The organism is Streptomyces milbemycinicus (assembly GCF_002154605.1).
Lineage (GTDB): Bacteria > Actinomycetota > Actinomycetes > Streptomycetales > Streptomycetaceae > Streptomyces > Streptomyces milbemycinicus.
Map to the genome: position 1 here is coordinate 1 of NZ_MUNE01000321.1, position 8,320 is coordinate 8,320.

The 8,320-nt window shown below is 69.8% G+C and carries 6 protein-coding genes; 3 read left to right on the top strand and 3 right to left on the bottom strand.

The window, feature by feature from the left end:
* Positions 1-486 precede the first annotated feature (486 nt).
* Together hpf and CCN51_RS25180 are read left to right on the top strand one after the other, a co-directional pair.
* Positions 487-1,176 carry a ribosome hibernation-promoting factor, HPF/YfiA family gene (gene hpf / locus CCN51_RS25175; protein ID WP_014179068.1) on the top strand — a complete coding sequence of 230 codons (690 nt, stop codon included), beginning with the start codon at positions 487-489 and terminating at the stop codon, positions 1,174-1,176.
* A gap of 262 nt (positions 1,177-1,438) precedes the next feature.
* A complete protein-coding gene (locus CCN51_RS25180; protein WP_014179069.1) occupies positions 1,439-2,197 on the top strand; it encodes a response regulator in 759 nt (252 codons plus the stop codon).
* A 106-nt stretch (positions 2,198-2,303) separates the two neighbouring features.
* On the opposite strand, the gene CCN51_RS25185 is transcribed toward CCN51_RS25180, so the two are convergent.
* Both CCN51_RS25185 and CCN51_RS25190 read right to left on the bottom strand, forming a co-directional pair.
* Positions 2,304-3,497 (bottom strand): winged helix-turn-helix domain-containing protein, encoded by a 1,194-nt coding sequence (locus tag CCN51_RS25185; protein WP_055414005.1) that lies wholly within the window; start codon positions 3,495-3,497, stop codon positions 2,304-2,306.
* Positions 3,498-3,628: 131 nt separating this feature from the next.
* On the bottom strand, positions 3,629-4,240 hold the full coding sequence (locus CCN51_RS25190) for a GNAT family N-acetyltransferase (protein ID WP_043487475.1): 612 nt from the start codon (positions 4,238-4,240) through the stop codon (positions 3,629-3,631).
* A gap of 237 nt (positions 4,241-4,477) precedes the next feature.
* On the opposite strand from CCN51_RS25190, the gene secA reads away from it, so the two are divergent.
* Positions 4,478-7,327, top strand: coding sequence for a preprotein translocase subunit SecA (gene secA / locus CCN51_RS25195; RefSeq protein ID WP_014179072.1), 2,850 nt, complete (start codon positions 4,478-4,480; stop codon positions 7,325-7,327).
* 235 nt (positions 7,328-7,562) lie between these two features.
* On the opposite strand, the gene CCN51_RS25200 is transcribed toward secA, so the two are convergent.
* Entirely contained in the window at positions 7,563-7,916 is a 354-nt protein-coding gene (locus tag CCN51_RS25200) for an Rv3235 family protein (RefSeq protein WP_014179073.1), read from the bottom strand.
* Positions 7,917-8,320: the final 404 nt, after the last annotated feature.

Here is an 8,320-nt window from a genome sequence, read left to right on the forward strand (position 1 = left end):
GTGCGGGCCGCGGGCGGCCCGGTCGTCGGCGCCGCCGTCGTGGCGGCCGCGCCCCGGGCGTTCGCCATGGGCTCCCCGCCCTTGATCTCCATGGCTGCCCCGCCCTCGAACACCATGGGTGTTCCGCGATCGTTCACCAAGATCGCGGTGCCATCACCAAGTGGAACTGAATACGAACGCCCATCGTTGCTGATGATAAGCGGACGTAAACACCTGATCGGAGGTACGTGCCGGTAGGGGGTGCCGACTTCCGGCCGGGCGAGCTATGTTCGGTTGTGAGGAACAGCGAGCGCAATAGCTCGCATTATCCGCTTGGCGTGCTTCGTGTGCCTCTTCACTTTTAATGACAAGAAGGGGTGGCGATCTTGGCCATCGGGGAGGAGGGGGTGAAAGCCGCCAGGCAGCAAGCTCCGGAGAAATTTCGGAGCCCAGTGCACAACGGATGAGCTCCGACTTTGACGGAGCGACCCGGGAACGGAGTTCTGCGTGGACATCGTCGTCAAGGGCCGTAAAACAGACGTGCCCGAGCGGTTCCGGAAGCACGTGGCCGAGAAGCTGAAGCTGGACAAGATCCAGAAGCTCGACGGCAAGGTGATCAGCCTCGACGTCGAGGTGTCCAAGGAACACAACCCCCGGCAGGCCGACCGCAGCGACCGAGTGGAGATCACCCTCCGCTCCCGTGGTCCGGTTATCCGGGCGGAGGCCGCGGCTGCCGATCCGTACGCAGCGCTTGACCTGGCAGCCGGCAAGCTGGAGGCGCGTATGCGCAAACAGCACGACAAGCGCCACACGCGCCGTGGCAACGGCCGAATTCCCGCCAGCGACGTGGCCGTGACGGTGCCGAACGCGGCCCGTATCAACGGCCATGGGGAAATCGCCGCCCAGCGCACGTCGGAAGCCGTCCCCACCACCAGGATGGGGCCGCTGGAGGTCCAGGGCGAAGGTCCCCTGGTGGTCCGGGAGAAGACCCACGCCGCCACCCCCATGACACTCGACCAGGCGCTCTACGAGATGGAACTGGTCGGGCACGACTTCTATCTGTTCGTCGATTCCGACACCGGCCAGCCCAGCGTCGTCTACCGGCGCCATGGCTATGACTACGGGGTCATCCACCTCAAGCCCGAGGCGTTCGTCGGGGAGGAGCCCGGCGGCGCCGGTGGCGCGCTGGGAGGCTGATCAGGACGGACGGGACCGTGCGGCGGGCGTGCCGCACGGTCCCGCTGTGGTCCGTGGTCGCATCTGGCGTGATGCCCCAGAGCACCCATGCGCCCCCCGGGGCACCTCCGTGCGACCACGGCGGCACCACAGCGTCCGCCAGGCATGAAATCATGGCTCAGCGGCCAACCCTCATATCGAGAAGACCGGTTGATGCCGCCGTATAGCACCATGCACAGCCAAGTGCGGACAGCAGGGGCCATGGCCTTCAGGGGGAGGAACGATGGCGGACAGCTTCGGGCCCACGACCGACGGCGATGACCACGGCGTCGGACGTGACAGGGGTGAGCCGCGCGGTGAGCCGCGCGGTGAGCCGCGCAAGGAACCGATCCGGGTCCTCGTGGTGGACGACCATGCGCTTTTCCGGCGCGGCCTGGAGATCGTCCTGGCCCAGGAGGAGGACATCCAGGTCGTCGGCGAGGCGGGGGACGGCGCCGAGGCGGTGGACAAGGCGGCCGATCTGCTGCCGGACATCGTGCTGATGGATGTGCGGATGCCCAAGCGCGGCGGGATCGAGGCATGCACTTCCATCAAGGAAGTGGCGCCCAGCGCGAAGATCATCATGCTGACGATCAGCGACGAGGAGGCGGACCTCTACGACGCAATCAAGGCGGGCGCCACCGGCTATCTGCTCAAGGAGATCTCGACCGACGAGGTGTCCACCGCGATCCGGGCGGTGGCCGATGGGCAGTCGCAGATAAGCCCGTCGATGGCGTCCAAGCTCCTCACCGAGTTCAAGTCGATGATCCAGCGCACCGATGAGCGGCGGCTGGTGCCCGCGCCCCGGCTCACCGACCGGGAGCTGGAGGTGCTCAAGCTGGTGGCCACGGGCATGAACAACCGTGACATCGCCAAGGAGCTTTTCATCAGCGAGAACACCGTGAAGAACCACGTCCGCAACATCCTGGAGAAGCTTCAGCTGCACTCCCGGATGGAGGCCGTGGTCTATGCGATGCGGGAGAAGATCCTCGAGATCAGGTGAGCGGCCGGGCCATGGTCGGGCCGGCGGCCAGGACGGTCGGGCCGACGGCCAAGACGCGGTCGGGTCGGCGGCCGGAACACGGTCGGGTCGGCGGTCCGGTGAGCGGTCAGGAGACCGCCGCCGTAAGCGCGGCGGCGAGCTCCGGGTGGTCGACGCGCTCGATCCGCACGGAATCGCACCCCACCCACCCGGCCGCCTCCAGCAGCGCCTGGGCCATGGGTGCCACGGCCTTGGCCCCCTCCAGTGATACCTGCCGGGCCACCAGGGTCTTCGCCTCGCGGGCCGGGTCGACGCGGCCGAGCAGCTGGCCGCCCGACAGCAGCGGCATGGCGAAATAGCCGTGGATCCGCTTGGGCTTGGGCACATAGGCCTCGAGCCGGTGGGTGAAGCCGAAGATCCGCTCGGTGCGGGCGCGGTCCCATATGAGGGAGTCGAAGGGCGAGAGCAGAGTCGTGCGATGGCGGCCACGCACCGGAGCGGCCAGCGCCTCCGGGTCAGCCCAGGCCGCCTTGTCCCAGCCGGCCACCGTCACCGGCACCAGGCCCGAGTCCGCGATCACCCCATCCACCTGCTCGGCCTTCAGCCGGTGGTAGTCGGCGATATCCGCGCGGGTGCCGACCCCCAAGGCCTGCCCGGCGAGCCCCACCAGCCGCCGCAGGCACTCCGCGTCGTCCAGGTCGTCATGGCGCAGGGCGTCCGGCACAGCCCGCTCCGCCAAGTCGTACACCCGCTTCCAGCCGCGCCGCTCGACGCACACCACCTCGCCGTACATCAGCGCCCGCTCCACGGCGACCTTGGCCGCCGACCAGTCCCACCAGGGGCCGCCGTTCTTGGCCCCGCCCAGCTCCGTCGCGGTCAGCGGGCCGTCCTCGCGCAGCCGCTTCACGACCGTCTCATACGTCCCGTCCGGCAGCTCGTGGTACCAGTGCGGGCGGTCGCGGTAGGCGCGGCGCCGGAAGGCGAAGTGCGGCCACTCCTCGATCGGCAGCACACAGGCGGCGTGCGACCAGTACTCGAAGGCATGAGTCCCGGTCCAGTACGCCGACTCGACCGCCGCCCGGCCGACCGCGCCGAGCCGCGCGTACGGAATGAGCTCGTGCGAGCGGGCCAGCACCGAGATGGTGTCCAGCTGCACCGCCCCCAGATGGCGCAGCACCCCCCGCACCCCGGCCCGCCGGTCCGGCGCGCCGAGCAGCCCCTGGGCGCGCAGCGCGATCCGGCGCGCCTCGTCGGCGGACAGGGTGACCTCGGGCTTGGGGCTCTTGGGGCCGGACACGGACTCGGACGCTGCAATCGTCATGCCGAACACCGTAGAGGGCGCCACTGACAGCGAGGGCCGCGACGAGTGCCTGCTCACCCGCGAGCAGGTGCGTCTGCGTGTGCCAGGCGCGTGCCAGGTGCGTCAGGTGCAGGTCAGGCGCGAGGTGCGGGTCAGGTGCGGGCGGGTTCCGCGTTCTGCTCGGGCGCGGGCAGGTACGGCGTCGCCTGTGGCAGCCCCCAGTCCGAGGGCAGGACCGCGGCTCGCCAGGCGTCCCGCCGGGTCCCGTTGTGGACGATCCGCGCCCGGTCGATCCCTTCCATCCGGAACCCCGCCGCCAGCGCCACCGCCCGCGATCCCTCGTTGCCGACCTGGGCGCACCACTCCAGCCGCTCCACGCCCAGCCCCGTGAAGGCCCACTCGACCACGGCCCGCGCCGCCTCGCCGGTGTACCCGCGCCGCCGGTGCTCCGGCACCGTCCAGTAGCCCAGCTCCGCCTGGCGCTCCTCGGTGCGCAGCCAGGTCAGGCGTACCAGGGCCATGGCGCCGACCAGCGCGCCGCCGTCCCGGGCCACCACGGCGAAGCGGTAGCCGATGTCGTCCCGCCATTCCAGCGGGCAGATCCGCCGGACGAATTCCTCCGCGTCCGCTCGCCTGTACGGGACGGGCACGGGGGTCCAGCGCTGGATGTCCGGATCCTGGCAGGCGGCGTGGACCGCGTCGGTGTCGGAGGGCTGGAAGGGGCGCAGCAGCAGGCGCTCGGTGGTGAGGGTCACAGGTTTCATGGCCAGAGTGTGAGCCGCGGCCGGGAGGACCGCAGCGGTTTTCCCGGTTCAGGGGCACCTGCGGCGCGCCTCGTGCGTTCACACAGAGAGGTGACAACGGTTCCTCGTAGTGACGGACCTCCCGGCGTGGTGGGGTCCTGTCTTACGATGGCCGTTGCGGCGGGGCCTGCGCCCCTTGATAATGCCGCGCCAGCGCACCCGACCGTGCCAGGCCCGACCGGCAAGGAGTCAGCCTACGTGTCCGTCCTCAACAAGCTCATGCGTGCAGGCGAAGGAAAGATCCTGCGCAAGCTGCACCGCATCGCGGACCAGGTCAATTCCATCGAAGAGGACTTCGTCAACCTCTCCGACGCCGAGCTCCGCGCCCTGACCGACGAGTACAAGGAGCGGTACGCCGACGGCGAGACCCTCGACGACCTGATGCCCGAGGCGTTCGCCACTGTGCGCGAGGCGGCCAAGCGGGTGCTCGGGCAGCGCCACTACGACGTCCAGCTGATGGGCGGCGCGGCGCTGCACCTGGGGTATGTGGCCGAGATGAAGACCGGTGAGGGCAAGACCCTCGTCGGCACGCTCCCCACGTATCTGAACGCGCTGTCCGGCAAGGGCGTCCACCTGATCACGGTGAACGACTACCTGGCCGAGCGCGACTCGGAGTGGATGGGCCGGGTGCACAAGTTCCTCGGCCTCGAGGTCGGCTGCATCCTCGCCAATATGACCCCCGCGCAGCGCCGTGAGCAGTACGCGTGCGACATCACCTACGGCACCAACAACGAGTTCGGCTTCGACTATCTGCGCGACAACATGGCGTGGTCGCAGGACGAGCTGGTGCAGCGCGGCCACAACTTCGCCGTCGTCGACGAGGTGGACTCGATCCTCGTCGACGAGGCCCGCACGCCGCTGATCATCTCCGGCCCGGCCGACCAGGCCACCAAGTGGTACGGCGACTTCGCGAAGCTGGTCACCCGCCTGACCAGGGGCGAGGCCGCGAACCCGCAGAAGGGCGAGGAAGAGACCGGCGACTACGAGGTCGACGAGAAGAAGCGCACCGTCGCCATCCACGAGTCGGGCGTCACCAAGGTCGAGGACTGGCTGGGGATCGACAATCTGTACGAGTCGGTCAACACCCCGCTGGTCGGCTACCTCAACAACGCGATCAAGGCCAAGGAGCTCTTCAAGAAGGACAAGGACTACGTCGTCATGGACGGCGAAGTCATGATCGTCGACGAGCACACCGGCCGTATCCTCGCCGGTCGCCGCTACAACGAGGGCATGCACCAGGCGATCGAGGCGAAGGAAGCGGTGGAGATCAAGGACGAGAACCAGACCCTCGCCACGATCACCCTGCAGAACTTCTTCCGCCTCTACACCAAGCTCTCCGGTATGACCGGTACGGCGATGACCGAGGCCGCCGAGTTCCACCAGATCTACAAGCTCGGCGTCGTCCCGATCCCGACCCACCGCCCGCTCGCCCGCCTCGACCAGTCCGACCTGATCTACCGCACCGAGGTGGCCAAGTTCGACGCGGTCGTCGAGGACATCGTCGAGAAGCACGAGAAGGGCCAGCCGGTCCTGGTCGGCACCACCTCCGTGGAGAAGTCCGAGTACCTCTCCCAGCAGCTCGCCAAGCGCGGCGTGCCGCACGAGGTGCTCAACGCGAAGCAGCACGACCGTGAGGCTTCGATCGTCGCCCAGGCCGGGCGCAGGGGCGCGGTCACCGTCGCCACGAACATGGCCGGCCGCGGCACCGACATCAAGCTCGGCGGCAACCCCGACGACCTCGCCGAGGCGGAGCTGCGCCAGCGCGGCCTCGACCCGGTCGAGCACGCCGAGGAGTGGGCCGCCGGGCTGCCCGCGGCGCTGGAGAAGGCCGAGGCCGCGGTCAAGGCCGAATTCGAGGAGGTCAAGGAGCTCGGCGGGCTGTATGTGCTGGGCACCGAGCGCCACGAGTCCCGCCGTATCGACAACCAGCTGCGCGGCCGCTCCGGCCGCCAGGGCGACCCCGGCGAGTCCCGCTTCTACCTCTCGCTCGGCGACGACCTGATGCGGCTGTTCAAGGCGCAGATGGTCGAGCGCGTCATGGCCATGGCCAACGTTCCGGACGACGTCCCGATCGAGAACAAGATGGTCACCCGCGCGATCGCCTCCGCGCAGTCGCAGGTCGAGCAGCAGAACTTCGAGACCCGTAAGAACGTTCTGAAGTACGACGAGGTGCTCAACCGGCAGCGCGAGGTCATCTACGGCGAGCGCCGCCGCGTGCTGGAGGGCGAGGACCTGCACGAGCAGGTGCGCCACTTCATGGACGACACCATTAAGGACTACATCCGGCTCGAGACCTCCGAGGGCTTCGCCGAGGAGTGGGACCTGGACCGGCTCTGGGGCGCCTTCAAGCAGCTCTACCCGGTGAAGGTCACCATCGACGAGCTGGAGGAGGCGGTCGAAGACCGCGCCGGGCTCACCGACGAGTTCATCGAAGAGGCGGTCAAGGACGACATCCACGAGCAGTACGACGCGCGCGAGGAGCAGCTGGGCTCCGACATCATGCGTGAGCTGGAGCGGCGCGTGGTGCTGTCCGTCCTGGACCGCAAGTGGCGCGAGCACCTCTACGAGATGGACTACCTCCAGGAGGGCATCGGCCTGCGCGCGATGGCCCAGAAGGACCCGCTGGTCGAGTACCAGCGCGAGGGCTTCGACATGTTCCAGGCGATGATGGACGGCATCAAGGAGGAGTCCGTCGGCTACCTGTTCAACCTGGAGGTCCAGGTCGAGCAGCAGGTCGAGGAGGTCCCGGTCGAGGAGGGCGAGAAGCAGCCCGTAGCGGCCGGCGAGGACGTCCAGGACGCGGTCCCCGCGGCCGTGACGGCCGGTTCGCCCAACGGCCGCCCCGAGATCCACGCCAAGGGCCTGGAGGCCCCGCAGCGCCCCGACCGGCTGCACTTCTCCGCCCCGACGGTCGACGGCGAGGGTGGCGTCGTCGAAGGCGACTTCACCAACGGCGACACGCCCCCCGCGCCCCGCTCCGAGTCGGACGGCATGACGCGCGCGGAGCGGCGCAAGGCGAACAAGGGTGGTCGCCGCCGCAAGAAGTGACCCGGCTGGGTGGCTGACGGCTGACAGCTGATTCGGCTGTGGACGGGCCGGGGCCCGCGCGGATGGCGCGGGTCCCGGCCCGTCGGTATGTGTGGGCGCGTGCGTGCGCGCGGGGCAGCTGTGTGGTGGGGCTGTGCGGCCGGTTCCGGGCCGCGCGCCATGGGATCGGGGCCAGACGGCACGGGGCACGCTCCGCGGCCCCAGGACGGGGCTGTGGGGCCTTCGCGGGTACGGCCTAGGCAGTGGGGCCGATGTCGACGGCGGCGCAGCGCCAGCGGGCGTCAGGGCCGAGTTCCAGGCGGAAGGCCAGCGCACGCAGCCGGTCGCCGCAGGCGATTCGGGCGAATGCCTCGATGACCCCCTGTTGCGGCTCGTACTCGCCGCAGCGCTGTACGACGGGGGCGCTGTCGCGGGCTCCCGGCGGTCGTAGCGGCGCCTGGGGCGCGAGCTCGATCAGCCGGTCGTACGCCGCCGGGAGCGTGTGGCCGAGCAGCGTGTGGACGGGGCGCTGGCCGCTCAGGGTGAGCAGCAGCTGGTTGGCGAACCAGTAGCGCGGCAGCCGCTCGCGCTCCCTTCGACGGGCGGCCACGGCCGCCGTACGCGAAACCGACCCGGGCGCATACGAGGCGGGACCGGGGCCCGCAGGCCGCCGCGAGTCACGGCGTCGCGGCGGTCCGCTGCGCGCCGCAGTGCCGGGTCGGGCGCTTTCGGCGTTCGTGGGCGCCGTGCCGCGCTTCGTATCGTCTTCCGTGGCGGTGGTCGGGGACGTTGTTCGGGGGGTCCTGTTCATGCGCCTCGCCGCTCTCCCGGGCCCGGTGAAGATACCGGGCAGTAGCTTGGGTCGGCAGTCTTCTATCGGCGCGCTTCCGGGACCGGCAAGGAGCGTCGGCCCCCGGGCGGGCCGCGACGGCATCCGGACCCGGCCTCGGACGCCGAGCCACCCGGATAGGTGAACCCCACAGACCGGCCCGCCCGGGGGCCGACGCTCCTTGC